This window comes from Testudinibacter sp. P17/SS/0325, assembly GCF_053570765.1.
Genome location: NZ_CM131635.1, coordinates 2,334,787 through 2,351,269 on the forward strand (window position 1 = coordinate 2,334,787; position 16,483 = coordinate 2,351,269).

General features: G+C 48.3%; 19 protein-coding genes. 13 read left to right on the forward strand and 6 right to left on the reverse strand.

The annotated features are described in order from the left end of the window. Window positions 1-4: 4 nt before the first annotated feature. The 13 genes from ACWA50_RS11165 to rnb all read left to right on the forward strand — a co-directional run bounded on the left by ACWA50_RS11165 (window position 5) and on the right by rnb (window position 11,035). A complete protein-coding gene (locus ACWA50_RS11165; protein WP_431052547.1) occupies window positions 5-592 on the forward strand; it encodes an aminodeoxychorismate/anthranilate synthase component II in 588 nt (195 codons plus the stop codon). Then, the gene (locus ACWA50_RS11170; RefSeq protein ID WP_431052549.1) at window positions 589-972 is read left to right on the forward strand and encodes a tautomerase family protein; all 384 of its coding nucleotides are present in this window, start codon (window positions 589-591) and stop codon (window positions 970-972) included. Before ACWA50_RS11165 ends, ACWA50_RS11170 begins: the two co-directional genes overlap by 4 nt. Window positions 973-975: 3 nt before the next feature. Beyond that, complete coding sequence (gene trpD / locus ACWA50_RS11175) at window positions 976-1,983, forward strand: anthranilate phosphoribosyltransferase (protein ID WP_431052551.1); 1,008 nt, start codon at window positions 976-978, stop codon at window positions 1,981-1,983. Window position 1,984: 1 nt separating this feature from the next. Next, window positions 1,985-2,632 (forward strand): glutathione S-transferase family protein, encoded by a 648-nt coding sequence (locus ACWA50_RS11180; RefSeq protein WP_431052553.1) that lies wholly within the window; start codon window positions 1,985-1,987, stop codon window positions 2,630-2,632. A 35-nt stretch (window positions 2,633-2,667) separates the two neighbouring features. Next, window positions 2,668-4,068: a bifunctional indole-3-glycerol-phosphate synthase TrpC/phosphoribosylanthranilate isomerase TrpF gene (gene trpCF / locus ACWA50_RS11185; protein ID WP_431052555.1), complete on the forward strand. Its 1,401-nt coding sequence runs from the start codon at window positions 2,668-2,670 to the stop codon at window positions 4,066-4,068. 12 nt (window positions 4,069-4,080) lie between these two features. After that, window positions 4,081-5,283, forward strand: a complete 1,203-nt coding sequence (gene trpB / locus ACWA50_RS11190; protein ID WP_431052557.1) for a tryptophan synthase subunit beta — start codon at window positions 4,081-4,083, stop codon at window positions 5,281-5,283. Beyond that, a complete protein-coding gene (trpA, locus tag ACWA50_RS11195) occupies window positions 5,280-6,089 on the forward strand; it encodes a tryptophan synthase subunit alpha (protein WP_431052559.1) in 810 nt (269 codons plus the stop codon). The genes trpB and trpA overlap by 4 nt, the downstream gene beginning before the upstream one ends. 20 nt (window positions 6,090-6,109) lie before the next feature. Next, window positions 6,110-6,877, forward strand: coding sequence for a Nif3-like dinuclear metal center hexameric protein (locus ACWA50_RS11200; protein ID WP_431052561.1), 768 nt, complete (start codon window positions 6,110-6,112; stop codon window positions 6,875-6,877). Window positions 6,878-6,989: 112 nt separating this feature from the next. Next, window positions 6,990-7,304 (forward strand): DUF883 family protein, encoded by a 315-nt coding sequence (locus ACWA50_RS11205; RefSeq protein WP_431052563.1) that lies wholly within the window; start codon window positions 6,990-6,992, stop codon window positions 7,302-7,304. A gap of 64 nt (window positions 7,305-7,368) precedes the next feature. Continuing rightward, the gene (locus ACWA50_RS11210) at window positions 7,369-7,758 is read left to right on the forward strand and encodes a phage holin family protein (protein WP_431052565.1); all 390 of its coding nucleotides are present in this window, start codon (window positions 7,369-7,371) and stop codon (window positions 7,756-7,758) included. A gap of 21 nt (window positions 7,759-7,779) precedes the next feature. Then, window positions 7,780-8,052 (forward strand): hypothetical protein, encoded by a 273-nt coding sequence (locus ACWA50_RS11215; RefSeq protein ID WP_431052567.1) that lies wholly within the window; start codon window positions 7,780-7,782, stop codon window positions 8,050-8,052. 105 nt (window positions 8,053-8,157) lie between these two features. Beyond that, on the forward strand, window positions 8,158-8,946 hold the full coding sequence (fabI, locus tag ACWA50_RS11220; RefSeq protein WP_431052569.1) for an enoyl-ACP reductase FabI: 789 nt from the start codon (window positions 8,158-8,160) through the stop codon (window positions 8,944-8,946). A 124-nt stretch (window positions 8,947-9,070) separates the two neighbouring features. After that, window positions 9,071-11,035, forward strand: a complete 1,965-nt coding sequence (gene rnb / locus ACWA50_RS11225; protein ID WP_431052571.1) for an exoribonuclease II — start codon at window positions 9,071-9,073, stop codon at window positions 11,033-11,035. A 121-nt stretch (window positions 11,036-11,156) separates the two neighbouring features. On the opposite strand, the gene ACWA50_RS11230 is transcribed toward rnb, so the two are convergent. The 6 genes from ACWA50_RS11230 to ACWA50_RS11255 all read right to left on the reverse strand — a co-directional run bounded on the left by ACWA50_RS11230 (window position 11,157) and on the right by ACWA50_RS11255 (window position 16,329). Beyond that, window positions 11,157-12,122 carry an AEC family transporter gene (locus ACWA50_RS11230; protein ID WP_431052573.1) on the reverse strand — a complete coding sequence of 322 codons (966 nt, stop codon included), beginning with the start codon at window positions 12,120-12,122 and terminating at the stop codon, window positions 11,157-11,159. A 12-nt stretch (window positions 12,123-12,134) separates the two neighbouring features. Continuing rightward, window positions 12,135-13,775 (reverse strand): malolactic enzyme, encoded by a 1,641-nt coding sequence (locus ACWA50_RS11235; RefSeq protein WP_431052575.1) that lies wholly within the window; start codon window positions 13,773-13,775, stop codon window positions 12,135-12,137. 254 nt (window positions 13,776-14,029) lie between these two features. Beyond that, window positions 14,030-14,368, reverse strand: a complete 339-nt coding sequence (gene grxD / locus ACWA50_RS11240; RefSeq protein ID WP_431052577.1) for a Grx4 family monothiol glutaredoxin — start codon at window positions 14,366-14,368, stop codon at window positions 14,030-14,032. 136 nt (window positions 14,369-14,504) lie between these two features. Further along, window positions 14,505-15,281 carry a TPM domain-containing protein gene (locus tag ACWA50_RS11245; protein WP_431052579.1) on the reverse strand — a complete coding sequence of 259 codons (777 nt, stop codon included), beginning with the start codon at window positions 15,279-15,281 and terminating at the stop codon, window positions 14,505-14,507. After that, window positions 15,274-15,732, reverse strand: coding sequence for a TPM domain-containing protein (locus tag ACWA50_RS11250; protein ID WP_431052581.1), 459 nt, complete (start codon window positions 15,730-15,732; stop codon window positions 15,274-15,276). Before ACWA50_RS11250 ends, ACWA50_RS11245 begins: the two co-directional genes overlap by 8 nt. Window positions 15,733-15,747: 15 nt before the next feature. Beyond that, window positions 15,748-16,329 (reverse strand): LemA family protein, encoded by a 582-nt coding sequence (locus ACWA50_RS11255; protein ID WP_431052583.1) that lies wholly within the window; start codon window positions 16,327-16,329, stop codon window positions 15,748-15,750. Window positions 16,330-16,483 lie beyond the last annotated feature (154 nt).

A 16,483-nucleotide genomic window follows, 5' to 3' on the forward strand; every position in this document is an offset into this window, starting at 1 on the left:
CATTATGGCGAAAATCGTATTTATTGATAATTTTGATTCGTTCACCTATAACTTGGTCGATCAGTTTCGGGTGTTGGGACATCAGGTGGTGGTTTACCGCAATGACAGTGAGTTGGATCATCTGATGAACACCGCACTTGCCGAGCCGAATACCATTGTCGCGCTCTCGCCCGGTCCGGGCAATCCGGCAGAAGCCGGCAATCTGTTGCCATTGATTCGTGAACTGAAAGGCAAAGTGCCGTTGATCGGCATTTGTTTGGGACATCAGGCGATTATCGAAGCCTTCGGCGGCAAGATCGTACACGCCGGGGAAATCCTGCACGGCAAGGTGTCGCAGCTTGAACACGATCAACAAGCGATGTTTGCCAATCTGCCGAACCCTATGCCGGTCGCGCGTTATCACTCGTTAATGGGAACGGAAATTCCGGCGGAGTTTGAGGTCAATGCACGTTTCAATAATATCATTATGGCGGTGCGCCACCGCACTTTGCCGATTTGCAGTTTTCAATTTCACCCGGAATCGATCTTAACCGTGCAAGGTTCGCAATTGCTGGCGCAAAGTATCGACTGGTTACTGGGAGAACGGCAATGATTGTGGTTTATGGTTTAAAAACTCGGCTTGATCCGATTAAAAAAGAGCTATCGGACATTATTCACCGTTGCTTGATGTTTGCCCTCGACTTTCCGGAGCATAAACGGGTGCAGCGTTTTATCGGACTTGAGGCGGACGACTATTATTATCCGTCGGATCGCAGCGAGGCTTACACCATTATCGAAATTAATATGATGAGCGGTCGTAGCGCGGAGGCAAAGAAATTGTTGATTCGCATGCTGTTCGATGAAATTTATAAGCAACTGAAAATCAAACCGGTCGATGTACAAATCACGATCAAAGAACAAGAGCCGCACTGCTGGGGCTTTCGCGGCATGACCGGCGACGAAGCCTGTTTTAATTACAATATCAAAAGGTAAGTTATGGAAACACAAACGCTATTAGACACGCTATTCAGCAATCAGGCTTTGAATCAGCAACAAAGCTATACCCTGTTCAATGCCGTAGTACAAGGAAAACTAAGTAACGAACAACTTGCCGCCGCCCTGATCGCGATTAAACTGCGCGGCGAAACCACCGCCGAAATTGCCGGTGCGGTAACCGCACTTCAACAAAATGCACAGCCGTTTCCAAGCCCTGATTATCCGTTCGCCGATATTGTCGGCACCGGCGGCGACGGCGCGGATACGATTAATATCTCGACCGCCAGTGCGATTGTCGCGGCAACCTTAGGCGCCAAAATCGCCAAACACGGCAATCGCAGCGTTTCAAGTAAAACCGGCTCAAGCGATGTGCTGACCGCACTTGGGGTGAATATCAACCTCAGTGCCGACACCGCACGCCAAGCGTTAGATGAGATCGGCGTGTGCTTCCTGTTTGCACAGCAATATCATCTTGGTTTTAAGCACGCCATGCCGGTGCGCAACGCGCTGAAAACCCGCACCATTTTTAATATCCTCGGGCCGTTAATCAATCCGGCAAAACCGCAACGGCAACTGCTCGGCGTTTATACCCCCGATTTGATCAAACCGTATGCGGAAACCGCACTTATGCTCGGACACAAACACTCTTTCGTGGTGCACGGTGCCGGTTTGGACGAAGTAGCGTTGCACGGCAAAACCCAAGTGGCGGAAATCCATAACGGCGAAATCGAATATTACGACATTACCCCGTATGATTTCGGATTCGAGCCGCAAGCGTTAGAGGTGCTACGCGGCGGCGAACCGGCGGACAACGCACGCATGCTGACCGCACTTTTGCAAGGCAAAGGCGACAAATATCACGCGCAAGCGGTGGCAATCAATACCGCACTTTTATTGAAATTGTTCGGATATGCGGATTTGAAACAAAATGCGGAAATGGTGTTAGACTGCCTTGCCGGCGGCAAACCGTTTGAAACCCTACAAAAATTGCGCCAGTATAAGGATTAATATGTATAAGCTGTTTATCGCCAATAAAACGAACTCAAGCTGGTCATTGCGCCCGTGGATTTTGTTGGAACAGTTGGCAATTCCATTCGAAGAAGCGCAGCTCTATTTTCAGCCGGATAAAACTCTGCAAAAAATCGACTTTTTACAAGCCTCGCCGACCTCGAAAGTGCCGGCACTCCATCACAACAATGCCGTGATTTGGGACAGCTTGGCGATCTGCGAATATGTGGCGGAAGATTATCCGCAAGTGTGGGCAAGCGAGCGCAACGCTCGTGCTTGGTCGCGTTGTGCTTGTGCTGAAATGCACGCCTCATTTGTTGCGTTACGCAGCCAATGCAGCATGAATACACAAAAATTTGTGACATTAGATCAAATCGATAGCGCACTTGCCGCCGATCTGGCTCGGATTAATCAACTCTGGACAGAGGGCTTAAGCCGTTTCGGTGGTGAATATCTCGCCGGTAACGCTTTCACCGCTGTCGATGCATTTTTCGCTCCGGTGTTGATCCGTTTAGTTCATTATGGACTGCGTAATTACCTTAGCCCTGAAGCCAATGCTTATGCCGAACGGATCTACCACCTGCCGAGTTTGCAAAAATGGCTTAAACAGGCACAACTAGAAAAAGATCGCCCAATTCGTAACCCTTAAAAAAATGAGAGAAAATAAAGGTAAAACTCGTGAATATGGATAATAAGCCCACCATTCTGCAAAAAATCATCAACGATAAAATCGAATGGATAAAAAACAAAAAAGCGGCATTGCCGTTGGCGCAATTTCAGGATCAAGTGCAGCGCGCTGATCGCGATTTCTATCACGCCCTCGCCCAAGGCTCGCACCAACGCCCTGCTTATATTTTGGAATGCAAAAAAGCCTCGCCGTCAAAGGGGTTGATCCGCGATGATTTCAACTTGGCGCAAATTGCCGATGTGTATAAAGAGTATGCGGCGGCGATTTCGGTGCTGACCGATGAAAAATATTTTCAGGGCAATTTTGATTTTATCGCCCAAGTGCGGTCTGTCGCGTCGCAACCGATTTTGTGCAAAGATTTTATGATTGACGAATATCAGGTCTATCTGGCGCGTTACCATCAAGCCGATGCGATTTTGCTGATGTTGTCGGTGGTGGATGATACGACCTATCGCAAATTATCCGATTTGGCGCACGAATTGGGCATGGGCGTGCTGACCGAAACCTCTAATCAAGCCGAACTGGAACGCGCGATTCAACTTAATGCGAAAGTTATCGGGATTAACAACCGCGATCTGCATGATTTAAGCGTCGATCTCAACCGTACGCCGCCATTGGCGCAACAAATTCCGGCGGATCGGATTATCATCAGCGAATCGGGGATCTATCATCATCAGCAAATTCAGCAACTGAAGCCTTATGTACACGCGTTTTTAATCGGCAGCAGCTTAATGGGCGAAGACGATCTGCAAAGTGCGGTACGGCAGGTGATTTATGGCGAAAACAAAGTCTGCGGTTTAACCCGGGCGCAAGATGTCAACGCGGCATATCAACACGGCGCGCTGTACGGCGGCATGATTTTTGCCGAAAAATCGCCGCGCAAAGTCAGCCTTGCCCAAGCCAAGCAGCTGATTACCGCTGCGCCACTGCGCTTTGTCGGCGTGTTTCAAAATCAAGAGCTAGACTATATCGCGGAAATCGCCCGCGAATTAAACCTGTTTGCGGTGCAACTGCACGGCAATGAAAGCCGTGAGTTTATGCAACAGCTACGCGAAAAATTGCCGACAACGTGCCAAATTTGGAATGTGATTTCGGTCGATATCGACAACCACGAGCAGATTAAACTTGCCGATGATCCGCTTATCGACCATTTCCTGTTCGACAGTAAAGTACAAGGAAAACAAGGCGGCACAGGCTTGATTTTCGACTGGACATTAATTCCGCCGAATATCAAAAAACGCACCATTTTAGCCGGCGGGATTAAACAAGAAAATATCGAACAAGCCTTGATTCAAGGCTGCTTGGGCGTGGATATCAATTCCGGCGTGGAAAGTGCGGTCGGGATTAAAGATGAAGAGAAAATTGCCGCGCTATTCGACACGATTATTCGATTTTAAAAGGAAAACAACATGAGCAATAAAACCCTACTCGATCCCTATTTCGGTGAATTTGGCGGGATGTATGTGCCGGAAATTTTAGTGCCGGTGCTGCAACAGCTGGAGAAAGCCTTTGTAGAAGCGAAAGACGATCCTGAATTTATTTCTGAATTCAATGATTTGCTGAAAAACTATGCCGGCCGTCCGACCGCACTTACCCTGTGCCGTAACCTGACTAAAGGCTCGAATACCAAACTCTACCTGAAACGTGAGGATTTGCTGCACGGCGGCGCGCACAAAACCAACCAGGTGTTGGGGCAGGCGTTATTGGCAATCCGCATGGGCAAAAGCGAGATTATCGCCGAAACCGGCGCAGGACAACACGGCGTTGCCACCGCCATTGCCTGTGCGATGTTGGGGCTGAAATGCCGCATTTATATGGGGGCGAAAGATGTGGAACGCCAATCGCCGAATGTGTTCCGTATGCGGCTGATGGGGGCGGAAGTGATTCCTGTCAACAAAGGCTCTTGTTCGTTGAAAGACGCCTGTTGCGAAGCCATGCGTGATTGGTCAGCCAATTACGATAAAGCCCATTACCTGCTCGGCACCGCGGCAGGCCCGCACCCGTTCCCGACGATTGTACGCGAATTCCAAAAAATGATCGGCGAAGAAACCAAACGGCAAGTGTTGGAGCGCGAAGGGCGCTTGCCGGACGCGGTGATTGCCTGCGTCGGCGGCGGCTCGAATGCGATTGGTATGTTTGCCGATTTTATTGAGGAAAGTGCGGTGCGCCTGATTGGGATCGAACCTGCCGGACACGGCATTGAAAGCGGCGAACACGGCGCGCCGTTAAAACACGCCGATGTCGGCATTTATTTCGGCATGAAATCGCCGATTATGCAAACCGCAGACGGACAAATCGAAGAGTCTTACTCGATCTCCGCCGGACTGGACTTCCCTTCCGTCGGACCGCAGCACGCCTATTTGAATGCGATTGGACGCGCGGAATACGAATCAATCACCGATGATGAGGCACTTGACGCCTTCCAACAACTGGCGCAGCACGAAGGGATTATTCCGGCGTTGGAATCCTCGCACGCCTTGGCGTATGCGTTAAAATTAATCAAACAAGAGCCGCAAAAAGCACAACTGTTGGTGGTGAATCTGTCCGGTCGGGGCGACAAAGATATTTTCACCGTCGATAAAATTTTAACTGAAAAAGGGGGAAAATCATGAGCCGTTTTGCACAATGCTTCCGACAGTTACAACTGAAAAACCAAGGCGCATTCGTACCGTTCGTCACCCTGTGCGATCCGGATTTAGACCGCTCTTTTGACATTATCCGCACGCTGGTTGATAACGGCGCAGACGCTTTGGAACTGGGCTTTCCGTTTTCCGATCCGCTACTGGACGGCCCGGTGATCCAAGCCGCCAATAACCGCGCGCTGAATGCCGGTTGCAGCACCAAAGCATGCTTTATGTTATTAGACAAAGTGCGGTCAACATACCCTGAGATTCCGATCAGCCTGCTACTGTGTGCCAACCTGATTTATGCACAGGGTTTGGACAATTTCTATCGACAATGTCAGCAAATCGGTGTCGATGCGGTGTTAGTGGCCGACGTGCCGCTATTGGCTTGCGAACCCTATGTTGCCGCGGCGAAAAAATTCGGCGTGCAACCGGTGTTTATCTGCCCGCCGAATGCCGATTCGGACACCATTCAAGGCGTGGCGCAAACCAGCGAGGGCTACACTTATTTGGTCTCCCGTGCCGGCGTCACCAGTGCGGAAAACCAAGCCCACGCCGGTAATTTAGACAGTTTGATTGCGCAACTGAAAGCGCACAACGCACCGCCGATTTTACAAGGCTTCGGTATCGCACAACCGCAACAAGTGATCGACGCGCTGAACAGCGGCACTGCCGGGGCAATCTCCGGCTCGGCGATTGTCAAAATTATCGAAAATCATTTGGATAATCATGCGGAAACACTGCGCTTGTTGGGCGAATTTGTGCGCAAGATGAAAGCGGCAACCTATGCTTAACCAATCAACAGGAATGAGAAATGAATAATCTGGAATTGGAACAACTGCTCAACCGCACATTAAACAGTGACGCCATCAGCGACTACGCCCCCAACGGTTTGCAAGTGGAGGGCAAAAGTGCGGTGCGTAAAATTATCACCGGCGTGACCGCTTGCCAAGCGTTATTGGATTACGCCGTTGCGCAGCAAGCCGATGCGGTGTTGGTACATCACGGCTATTTTTGGAAAAACGAATCGCCGTTGATCCGCGGCATGAAAGGCAAGCGAATCCGTACCCTGTTGACGCATAATATTAACTTATACGCCTATCATCTGCCGCTCGATGTGCACCCGGAATTGGGAAACAATGCGTTATTGGCCGAAATGTTGGGAATTGAAAATTTACAATCCCTTGAACAAAGTGCGGTATCCATTCCGGTCTACGGCGAGTTGAAAACCGCACTTTCCGGCGAAGAATTGGCGCAACGTTTGGAACGGGTTCTGCAACGTAAACCGCTCTATTGTGGCGGCGGTGCGTATGGCAATGCACCGGATAAAATCCGCACCGTGGCACTTTGCACCGGCGGCGGACAAGATTACATTGATCTGGCGGCAGCGCAAGGAATTGACGCATTTATCAGCGGCGAGATTTCCGAGCGCACTACGCATTCCGCCCGTGAGCAAGGCATCCATTTTTATGCTGCCGGACACCATGCCACCGAGCGTTACGGCATTAAAAAATTAGGCGAATGGCTGCAACAACATTATGCGTTCGATGTGCTCTTTCATGATATTGACAATCCGGCATAGTCTGAACGCTGATTTGTAAAGATCCGGTTTTCGCTTTGATCTTATTCAAATAATCCCTTAGGATAAATTTGCAACACCAAAATATCATCTCAATCAAACGGAGGATACAAGTATGAGAAATGACTTTGACAGCAAACGCGAAGAACTGCTTTCTGAATTACAAGACATTCTACAAACTGCGGAAGACTTGTTTGAAGAAGGGAAAGACGTTGGGGCGGACGAATTCAAAAAATTGAAAAAACGTTTGAATGCCAGCTCCGACGGCTATCGCCAACAATTGGAAGATCTGCAAAACAAAGTCGCGGCAACCGCCAAAAACGCAGCGAAACAATCCGATACCATGATTCAAGAGAATCCGTACAAAGCCATCGGGATCGTTGCCGGGGTCGCGTTCATTGCGGGTTTGTTAATTAACCGCAATAAATAATCCGGAGCATAGTGGAAGCCGCAACACTGCGGCCTCCCGATCTTTCTGTTACAGGAGATAAAAAATGCAAACGATAAATAAAATTAAATCCGGTCTGAAACACAGTTTTATCACCGCCCTTGAACTTGCCAGTATCCGTCTGGAAATGGCAAAGTTGGAACTCAACGAACAAAAAGAACACGCCCAACTCGTTATCGTTTTTGCCTTATGTAGCTTTTTGTTACTGTTACTTGCCGGCCTCAGCCTGATGTTCGCCCTCAATGCCTGGCTGCCCGAAGCGGATAAATTTCGCGTGTTTACGCTGATCGGGTGCGGCTGTCTGTTGCTGGTGCTGACCCTGGTGATTCTGATTATCCGTTTAATCCGTAAACAGCGTGGTTTTCTTGATGACACCTTAAGAGAAGTCAAATTAGATCTTGCCGCAATAAAACAAAGCGTCAATTCTTCAAAATAAAGACCGCGCAAGGAGAGCCTTATGCCCAGCCACCGTGCATTGGAAAAAGAATTATTGTTACTCAAAGGCGAAGTGTTGCGCAATAAATTTCGTTTGCAGACAGAAAAAACACAGCAAGAAATCCGCCAGCCTTTGCGCTACTTAAAAGCCGTTTCCAACCCGATTATCCGCTCCTCGCTGATTTCGCTTTCGACCCGCCTGTTATTGGGCAGAAAATGGTTGATATTGCCCGCTATCGGTGTGGTTTCATTGTTATTATTAAAAAATTCCCCGCAGCAGAATGACGATTCTTGATAAGAATGGAATCAGGCGATAAAGTAGCGTATAATCACGCCACGTTAATTTGGCGGTGCGTTGTTATCGCCATTATCTTTTCAATTAATAACAGGATAAAGTTTTATGGGATTCTTAACAAACAAACGTATTTTAATCGCCGGTGTCGCCAGCAACCGCTCTATCGCTTACGGCATTGCGCAAGCGATGTTTGCAGCCGGTGCGGAATTGGCGTTCACTTATCAAAACGACAAATTAAAACCGCGTGTTGAAGAATTTGCCAAAGATTTTAACTCTTCTATCGTAATTCCTTGTGATGTCGGCAGCGACGCAGACATTGAAAACTGTTTCCAAGAATTGAGCAAACATTGGGATAAATTCGATGGTTTCGTACACGCGATTGCTTACGCACCGGGCGATCAATTGGATGGCGACTATGTTAATGCGGTTACCCGTGAAGGCTTCCAAATTGCGCACGACATCAGCTCTTACAGCTTTGTGGCGATGGCAAAAGCGGCGCGTCCGATGTTGAATCAGGGTGCAGGCTTAGTCACTTTATCTTACTTAGGCGCGGAACGGGCGATTCCTAACTATAACGTGATGGGCTTGGCAAAAGCCTCTTTAGAAGCCAACGTGCGCTTTATGGCGAATGCGATGGGCAAAGAAGGCATTCGTGTCAATGCGATTTCAGCAGGCCCAATCCGCACCTTAGCCGCTTCCGGGATCAAAAACTTCAAGAAAATGTTATCACACTGCGAAGCGGTCACCCCGCTACGCCGTACCGTTACCATTGAAGATGTGGGCAAAAGCGCCGCATTCTTGTGTTCTGATTTAGCCTCCGGCGTAACCGGCGAAGTGTTGCACGTTGACGGCGGTTTCAATATCGCGGCAATGAATGAATTAGACGCCGAATAAGCCTCAACATTCAAGATAAAAACCAAGGGCGGATTGATATCCGCCCTAATTTATTGCCCTCCGCTTGCGAGGAAAGGAAATTTAAAATCCGTCTGCTCATTTGATTTTAATAGGACAGAACATCATGTTTCAAAACAATCCGCTGTTAAGCCAACTTAAGCAACAAATCCGTGAAAACAAGCCGCGCGCCGAAGGCACGGTGAAAGCCAACGATAAGGGTTTCGGCTTTTTGGAATGCGATAAAAAAAGCTATTTCATCACCCCGCCGGCAATGAAAAAAGTCATGCACGGCGACAAGATCAAAGCGGTGATCGAAAGCAACGGCGATAAAGAAAATGCCGAACCGGAAACGTTAATCGAACCGATGTTAAGCCGTTTTATCGCCAAAGTGCGGTTCAACAAAGAGAAAAGATTACAACTGACGGTCGATCACCCGAACATTAATAACCTGATTGCCGCCAACAAAGCCCAAACCGTCAGCGAAGAATTGCAAGACGGCGATTGGGTGGTGGCGGAATTGCAAAAGCACCCACTACGCGATGACCGCGCATTTTTTGCGCAAGTCACACAATTTATCTGCCGTGGCGATGACAATTTTGCACCGTGGTGGGTCACGCTCGCCCGTCACCAACAACCACGCACGCCGGTTGCCGGACTGGATTCGTATCAATTGGATCAAACCCTGTCACGTCAAGATCTGACCGCCTTGGATTTTGTCACGATTGACGCGGCTTCCACCCAAGACATGGACGACGCGCTGTATATCGAAACCACGGAAAACGGCTGGAAGTTACACGTTGCGATTGCCGATCCGACCGCCTATATCCCATTGGATTCACAAATCGAGCTTGACGCCAGACAGCGCTGTTTCACCAACTATCTGCCCGGTTTTAACATTCCGATGTTGCCGCGCGAGCTGTCCGACGAACTGTGTTCATTAATGCCGCAGCAAAAACGCCCGGCGTTGGTGTGTACGATTGAAACGGATCGCAACGGCAAGACCAGCGCCGAACCGCACTTTGTTGCGGCGTGGATCGAATCCAAAGCCAAATTGGATTACGACGAGGTTTCCGATCTGTTGGAACAGGTAGAGAATCATTGGCAACCAAGCGATGAAAAAATCGCACAGCAAATCGAATTATTACACCAATTTGCCCTTGCGCGTATCGAGTGGCGCAAAACGCACGCCTTGCTGTTTAAAGAACGCCCTGATTACAGTTTTGAGTTGGAGCAAGACGGCAAAGTCAAAGCGATTCACGCCAAACACCGCCGTATCGCCAATCAAATCGTGGAAGAAGCGATGATTATCGCCAACACCAGTGCGGCACACTATTTGGATCAACACGCCAAGTGCGGTATCTTCAACACCCACAGCGGGTTCGATCCGAAATTCCAACAATCGGCACATGATTTCCTGTTGGCGACTCTTGCCAATGATGACAATCGCGCGGAATTGGCACAACGTTATTCCGTTGAAAAGCTGACCACACTCGACGGCTATTGCCAAATGCGCCACGATATCGAGCAATATGATTTCGGCTTTTTGGAAATGCGCCTGCGCCGTTTCCTGACCTTTGCCGAATTCAAAGCCGAAGCCGCACCGCACTTTGGTTTAGGTTTAAGCGCCTATGCCACTTGGACTTCACCGATCCGTAAATATTCCGATATGGTGAACCACCGCATTATCAAACAGTGTCTCTTGAATGAAAGTGCGGTCAAACCGGCGGACGCGATTTTAGCGCGCCTGCAAGAAGCACGCCGTCAAAACCGCATGGTGGAACGCGATATCGCCGATTGGTTATACGCCCTTTATTTCGCACCGATAGTTGAACAAAACCCGATTTTCGCCGCCGAAATCCAAGATGTCAGCCGCGGCGGTCTGCGCGTACAACTGTCGGAAAACGGCGCAAGCGTGTTTGTACCGATTTCGACTCTGCACGATAAAAAAGAGGAAATCAGCGTCAATAGCGACGAACTGGCATTGTACATCAACGATCAAAAAACCTATCAAATCGGCGATCAGCTCCAAATTAAGCTGGTGGAAGTGAATGTGCTCACGCGCAGTTTGATTGGCAATGTGGTGAGTTAATCACTTATGATTATGAGCTAAACAGTAAAAGGCGAATATCTTTATTCGCCTTTTTTATGTCTTTTCAAACCAAGAGAAAACCGCACTTGCACGGATTAAACAAGCAAAGTGCGGTATTGCATTAGGCGATCAACGGCAAAATCGCGTTGATGATTGGGATCACGATGATAAACAGCAAAGTGCTGGTGGTGACCGTATTGGTGGCGTATTTCACATCGCCGTTGGCGGCGTGTGCCAAAATCGGTAGCACTGCCAATGCCGGTACGGCGGATTGGACAACCAGTGTATAAGCTTCTGTTGCTGGCAATGAACCAAGTGAATCCGCACCAAACAGAATTAACCCAATAGTAATTGCCGGTATTAAAATAAAACGTCCGATTAAAGCAACGCTGGTATCCCGGTCAAAATTAATGCTTTTCAAACCGGCGTCCGCCAGCACGATACCGACATAGATTAATGCTAACGGCGTCACCAATTCGCCGACATAACCCAGCGTCGAGTTAACAAAGGTCGGCAACGGAATATCCGCAAGCAGAAACACGAATGCCAAGGCTGCGCCGACAATCGGCGGAGTCAGCAGTTTTTTCGGATCAAAACCGCCTTTATGCGCCGTCGGATCAACCGTCGGATCATCATTGGCAATCAACCATGCGCCGAGCGTCCAAGTTGAAATCGTATTGACTAAATAGCACACCAAGAAATACGGCAAGCTCAGATCGCCAAACAGCGCGACATTCAGCGGCAAGCCGATGAAAATCGTGTTGGCATTGACGATCACGTTGATAAAGACGCCGCGTCTGCCGCGGCGTACCTTGAGCAATTTGGCTAAGGCAAAGGCGGCGACATACGCCAACGCCGTTGCCAATGCAAAATAGACCAAACCGCCCGACAGCGAAAACAGCGTATCGCGGGTTAAATATTTCAAAATCGAAACAAAAATCCCTGCGGGCAAGGCAATATTCAAAATCAATTTTGAAAGATTGCCACCGAAACTATCTGCAAACCACCCTTTCTTTCGTAAGCCGTAACCGAGGGCGATAATCAGCAAAATCGGCAAGGTGCTTTCAATCGAAGAGAGAAATTGCATTGGCTGTTCCTTTTATTTACTGAGATCTTGATAAATCGGAATCCATTTCAATTCATCAATGGCTTTATCCAGATCGGCAATCGGCTGTCTATTCAGTTGCTGATCCACCGCACTTTGCGCTACGCCTTTGGCAACGGTGCGTGAAAATTCGGTTAATCTTGAAACCGGCGGTAACACCGCTGCACCTGCCTTGTTAGGATCAACCAAGCCGCCAAGCGAATGCGCCGCTTTGGAAATCATGGTGTCATTTAAAATCCGCGCTTCCGATACCAGAACGCCTAAGCCTAAGCCCGGATAAATCAAGGCATTGTTTGCTTGTCCGATTTCATAGGTTACGCCGTTCAGCTCAACCGGATCGGTTGGAATGCCGGTCGCGACTAAGGCTCTGCCGTCGGTCCAGGTCAGCAAATCTTTGGCGGTCGCTTCTGCCAGTTCGGTCGGATTGCTGAGCGGGAAAATAATCGGACGTTCGGTGTGCGCCGCCATTTCTTTGATAATGCTTTCGGTAAATGCACCGCCTTGGGTTGATGTGCCGACCAAAATCGTCGGGCGCACCGCTTTGACGGTCGCTTCAAGTGAAGTCAATTCATGGCTGTTGGCAAATTCGGCACGGCTGCGCGCAAACGGACGTTGTTCCGGGGTCAAATCGTCCATGTCATCGAACAGCAATCCCTGCACGTCAACCATATAGAATTTGGCACGCGCTTCTTTTTCGCTTAAGCCGTGTTGCAACATCTCTTGGTAAATACGGTTGGTGATACCGGCCCCGGCACTGCCTGCGCCAAAGCAAAGATAGGTTTGATCAGTGATATTTTGTTTAGAAATATTCAATGCGCCCAAAATCCCGGCAAGGCTGATAATCCCCGTGCCTTGAATATCATCATTGAAGGTTGGGATTTTATCGCGATATTTATTCAAGATATTCGCCGCATTCGAACGCCCGAAATCCTCCCAATGCAGATAGAGTTTCGGGAACAAGGCTTCGGCTTTTTGCACGAACTGATCGACGAATTGATAATATTGATCACCGCGTACGCGTTGGTGGCGGTTGCCTAAATAGAGCGGATCCTTGAGCAGTTGCTCGCGGTTTGTGCCGACATCCAGCACCACCGGCAACACGCTGTTCGGATCAATTCCTGCGGCTGCGGTATAAACCATCAGTTTACCGACGGAAATATCCACACCGTTCACGCCCCAGTCGCCAATACCTAAAATGCCTTCCGCATCGGTTGCGACAATCAGCCTAATATCACGTCCGTTGGCGGCATTTTTCAGGGTAGCTTCGATATTTTCCGGTTCATTGATTGACAAATACGCGGCATATTGCGGATCAACAAACAGTTCATCATAACGTTCAATCGATTCGGCAATCACCGGGTCATAAACAATCGGCATAAATTCAACCACATGACGGCTAAACAAGGCATAAAACAACGTGCGGTTGGTATTAAAAATTTCCATTAGAAAATGGCGCTTTTCAATCCGAGAATCTTTCTTTTGGAATTGCGCATACGCTTGACCGCATTGCTCATCCAGCGTCTGCACACAAGCAGGCAACAAACCAATCAAGCCTAATTTGGCGCGCTCTGCCAATGTAAATGCCGTACCTTTATTTAAAAACGGATCATTTAAAACGTCATGTGATGTTTTCATGCTATTTTCCTCTATTTTGAGTGGTGGTGATATGTATTCTGTTATGTAACAACTATTATTTATACAAAATTCTGTCAGGAATAAACAGCACAAACTATAACATTTACTTCAACTGAATAATTGACATTGTGGGTAAAATAAGGCAAGCCATAGTAAATGAGTGTAAGTTAATATTTTGATTTATCAAAAATAAAGAACCGCACTTTGATTTCCGATTTCACTAATTCAAAGTGCGGTTAGTTTAACGAGTAAACTTAGGCTTGTTCCGTTTCAGCGTGTTTAGCGGCAACTTCTTTTAACATCGGTTGCAATTCGCCTTGTTGGAACATTTCCATAATAATATCGCAGCCGCCGACCAATTCGCCTTCCACCCATAATTGTGGGAAAGTCGGCCAGTTGGCGTATTTCGGCAATTCAGCGCGAATATCCGGGTTTTGCAGAATATCGACATAACCAAACGGCACTTGGCAATGAATTAACGCTTCCACTGCCCTGGCAGAAAAACCACAAGACGGGAACTTGGGTGAACCTTTCATATAAAGAAGAATCGGATTTTCGCTGATTTGCTGTTTGATTTTATCTAATGTTTCCATGATGACCTCAGTAAAAAGCAGGGCAATCCCTGCTTGTAAATGAATGGTGGCTGATTGTATCACAGCCCGCTTTTAACTCAATAACAGGAATTTAATTTACCGCTTTCCTGTTCTTAACGAACAACGGAACGGACAACTACCAACTGCCGCCGGCGCCACCGCCGCCGGAGCTGCCGCCGCCGAAGCCACCACCGCCAAAGCCGCCCCCTCCGCCGAAGCCGCCGCCAAATCCACCGTTATTACGGTTATTACGGCGACGGAGCACTTGTCCGTTGCGCCCGATGGTGTGGTTATTGGTTGGGGTGACATAACTGTCATTAATCCGTCCGAACAAAACAAAAAGAATAAAGATCACCACAAACACCAGTGGAATCCAATCCATTTCGTTATCGCGTTCCACCGCTTGCGGCGCATATTCACCTTTACTCGCGGCGATAATCGCATTCAGACCGTTATCAATTCCTTGATAATACTGGTTTTGTTTAAAATACGGTGTGATCTCGTTGCGGATTAATTGCGATAACATCGCGTCAGGCAATGCGCCCTCGAGTCCCTGCCCCGGTGCAATAAAAATCTTGCGATCGTTCAACGCAATCAGCATTAATACGCCATTATTCAGCCCTTTACGCCCGATTCCCCATTTATCCACCAAAGCAAAGGCAAACTCGGCAATCTCGTTGTCGCCGGTGGTCGGCATAATCACCAAGGCAATTTGCGAGCTGGTTTCTTTAGCGTAAGCCGCCAATTTGCTTTCCAACGCATTTTGTTGGGCTGCGCTCAACACATTGGTGTAGTCGCTGACATAGCGAAACGGATTCGGGACAGCCGGCAATTCGACCGCCACCGCATTAACGCTGAAAAACAGGCAAAGTGCGGTCAGCAGGTAGCGTAGCGGCATAAAAAATTTACTCATCAATGATCACCTCATTCGGCAATTCATCAACATCGTCTGCTTGGCGCGGAAAATGGAGCGAGAGTTTTTCCGCCAGCAGATACAGCGCGGCAATAATCCCTTTGGTCAAATTGCCTTGCGCCGCTTGTGCGCTAATCACATCACAGCAACGCTGCCAAAATTCATCGTTCACAAATTGATGAATGCCATGATCACCAATCACCGCACAGCGGCGTTGTTTTAAGGCGACATAAATCAACACGCCGTTATTCGCCGCCGTTTGTTCCATTTCCAGCTCAGCGAAAATCTGCTGCGCACGGGCAATTATCGGATCAGCATGTTCCGGCAACGCGTTTAATTTGGCGTTTTTCTCAATATAAACCCGCACTTCGGCAGCGGTTTGCAACTCTAACTGTTCAATCGCCGCTTCGACTAACGCACTATCGATGGCTGATTTGGCAAATAATGGCATGGTCTGACCGCACTTTTAGTTGAAATTCACAACCGGCGCGTTTTGCGCCCCTTCTGCCGCTTGGAAATACGGTTTTTCTTTAAAGCCGAAAATCATCGCCGCAAATTTGGTCGGGAACTGGCGCACATAGCTGTTATAAGTGCGAGCCGCCGTATTGAAATCGTTACGCGCTTTGTTGATACGGTTTTCGGTACCTTCCAATTGCGCTTGCAGATTCATGAAACCTTCATGCGCTTTCAGTTCAGGATAACGTTCAACCGTGACTAACAAACGGGATAATGCCGAACCAACCGAATTTTGCTCTTGTTGGAATTGGTTTAATTGCTCCTGCGTCATATTCGCCGGGTCGATTTTGGTTTGTGACGCTTTGGCACGCGCTTCAATCACACCGGTCAAGGTGTCGCGTTCAAAATTCGCTTGCCCTTGCACGGTATTGACAATATTCGGAATCAAATCGGCACGACGCTGATAAGATGACTCGACGTTTGCCCACACAGAGTCAATCTCTTCCTCCGCCCGCACTAATCCGTTGTAGCTGCTCATTAAAGTAACACCGGCAATCACGGCAACAATAATAATCGCAATCCATTTTTTCATGATAATATCCTTTAGCAAGATTTATAACACATCAACATAACGCCAATGCCAGAATAACGTTTTAAAATCGAGTTATTTTCCAAGAAATGTCGGGAAATTGCAAATATCTTTATAATGTTGCCATACAATAACTTGAAATGCGCAAACGTTGCAT

Bases quoted from the DNA above. Each gene is read 5' to 3' on its own strand.
- ACWA50_RS11180 (WP_431052553.1), top strand. From the start codon at position 1,985: ATGTATAAGCTGTTTATCGCCAATAAAACGAACTCAAGCTGGTCATTG.
- ACWA50_RS11235 (WP_431052575.1), bottom strand. From the start codon at position 13,775: ATGAAAACATCACATGACGTTTTAAATGATCCGTTTTTAAATAAAGGT.
- trpA (WP_431052559.1), top strand. From the start codon at position 5,280: ATGAGCCGTTTTGCACAATGCTTCCGACAGTTACAACTGAAAAACCAA.
- ACWA50_RS11170 (WP_431052549.1), top strand. From the start codon at position 589: ATGATTGTGGTTTATGGTTTAAAAACTCGGCTTGATCCGATTAAAAAA.
- grxD (WP_431052577.1), bottom strand. From the start codon at position 14,368: ATGGAAACATTAGATAAAATCAAACAGCAAATCAGCGAAAATCCGATT.
- ACWA50_RS11255 (WP_431052583.1), bottom strand. From the start codon at position 16,329: ATGAAAAAATGGATTGCGATTATTATTGTTGCCGTGATTGCCGGTGTT.
- ACWA50_RS11245 (WP_431052579.1), bottom strand. From the start codon at position 15,281: ATGAGTAAATTTTTTATGCCGCTACGCTACCTGCTGACCGCACTTTGC.
- ACWA50_RS11165 (WP_431052547.1), top strand. From the start codon at position 5: ATGGCGAAAATCGTATTTATTGATAATTTTGATTCGTTCACCTATAAC.
- trpB (WP_431052557.1), top strand. From the start codon at position 4,081: ATGAGCAATAAAACCCTACTCGATCCCTATTTCGGTGAATTTGGCGGG.
- rnb (WP_431052571.1), top strand. From the start codon at position 9,071: ATGTTTCAAAACAATCCGCTGTTAAGCCAACTTAAGCAACAAATCCGT.
- ACWA50_RS11230 (WP_431052573.1), bottom strand. From the start codon at position 12,122: ATGCAATTTCTCTCTTCGATTGAAAGCACCTTGCCGATTTTGCTGATT.
- trpD (WP_431052551.1), top strand. From the start codon at position 976: ATGGAAACACAAACGCTATTAGACACGCTATTCAGCAATCAGGCTTTG.
- trpCF (WP_431052555.1), top strand. From the start codon at position 2,668: ATGGATAATAAGCCCACCATTCTGCAAAAAATCATCAACGATAAAATC.
- ACWA50_RS11210 (WP_431052565.1), top strand. From the start codon at position 7,369: ATGCAAACGATAAATAAAATTAAATCCGGTCTGAAACACAGTTTTATC.
- fabI (WP_431052569.1), top strand. From the start codon at position 8,158: ATGGGATTCTTAACAAACAAACGTATTTTAATCGCCGGTGTCGCCAGC.
- ACWA50_RS11205 (WP_431052563.1), top strand. From the start codon at position 6,990: ATGAGAAATGACTTTGACAGCAAACGCGAAGAACTGCTTTCTGAATTA.
- ACWA50_RS11250 (WP_431052581.1), bottom strand. From the start codon at position 15,732: ATGCCATTATTTGCCAAATCAGCCATCGATAGTGCGTTAGTCGAAGCG.
- ACWA50_RS11215 (WP_431052567.1), top strand. From the start codon at position 7,780: ATGCCCAGCCACCGTGCATTGGAAAAAGAATTATTGTTACTCAAAGGC.
- ACWA50_RS11200 (WP_431052561.1), top strand. From the start codon at position 6,110: ATGAATAATCTGGAATTGGAACAACTGCTCAACCGCACATTAAACAGT.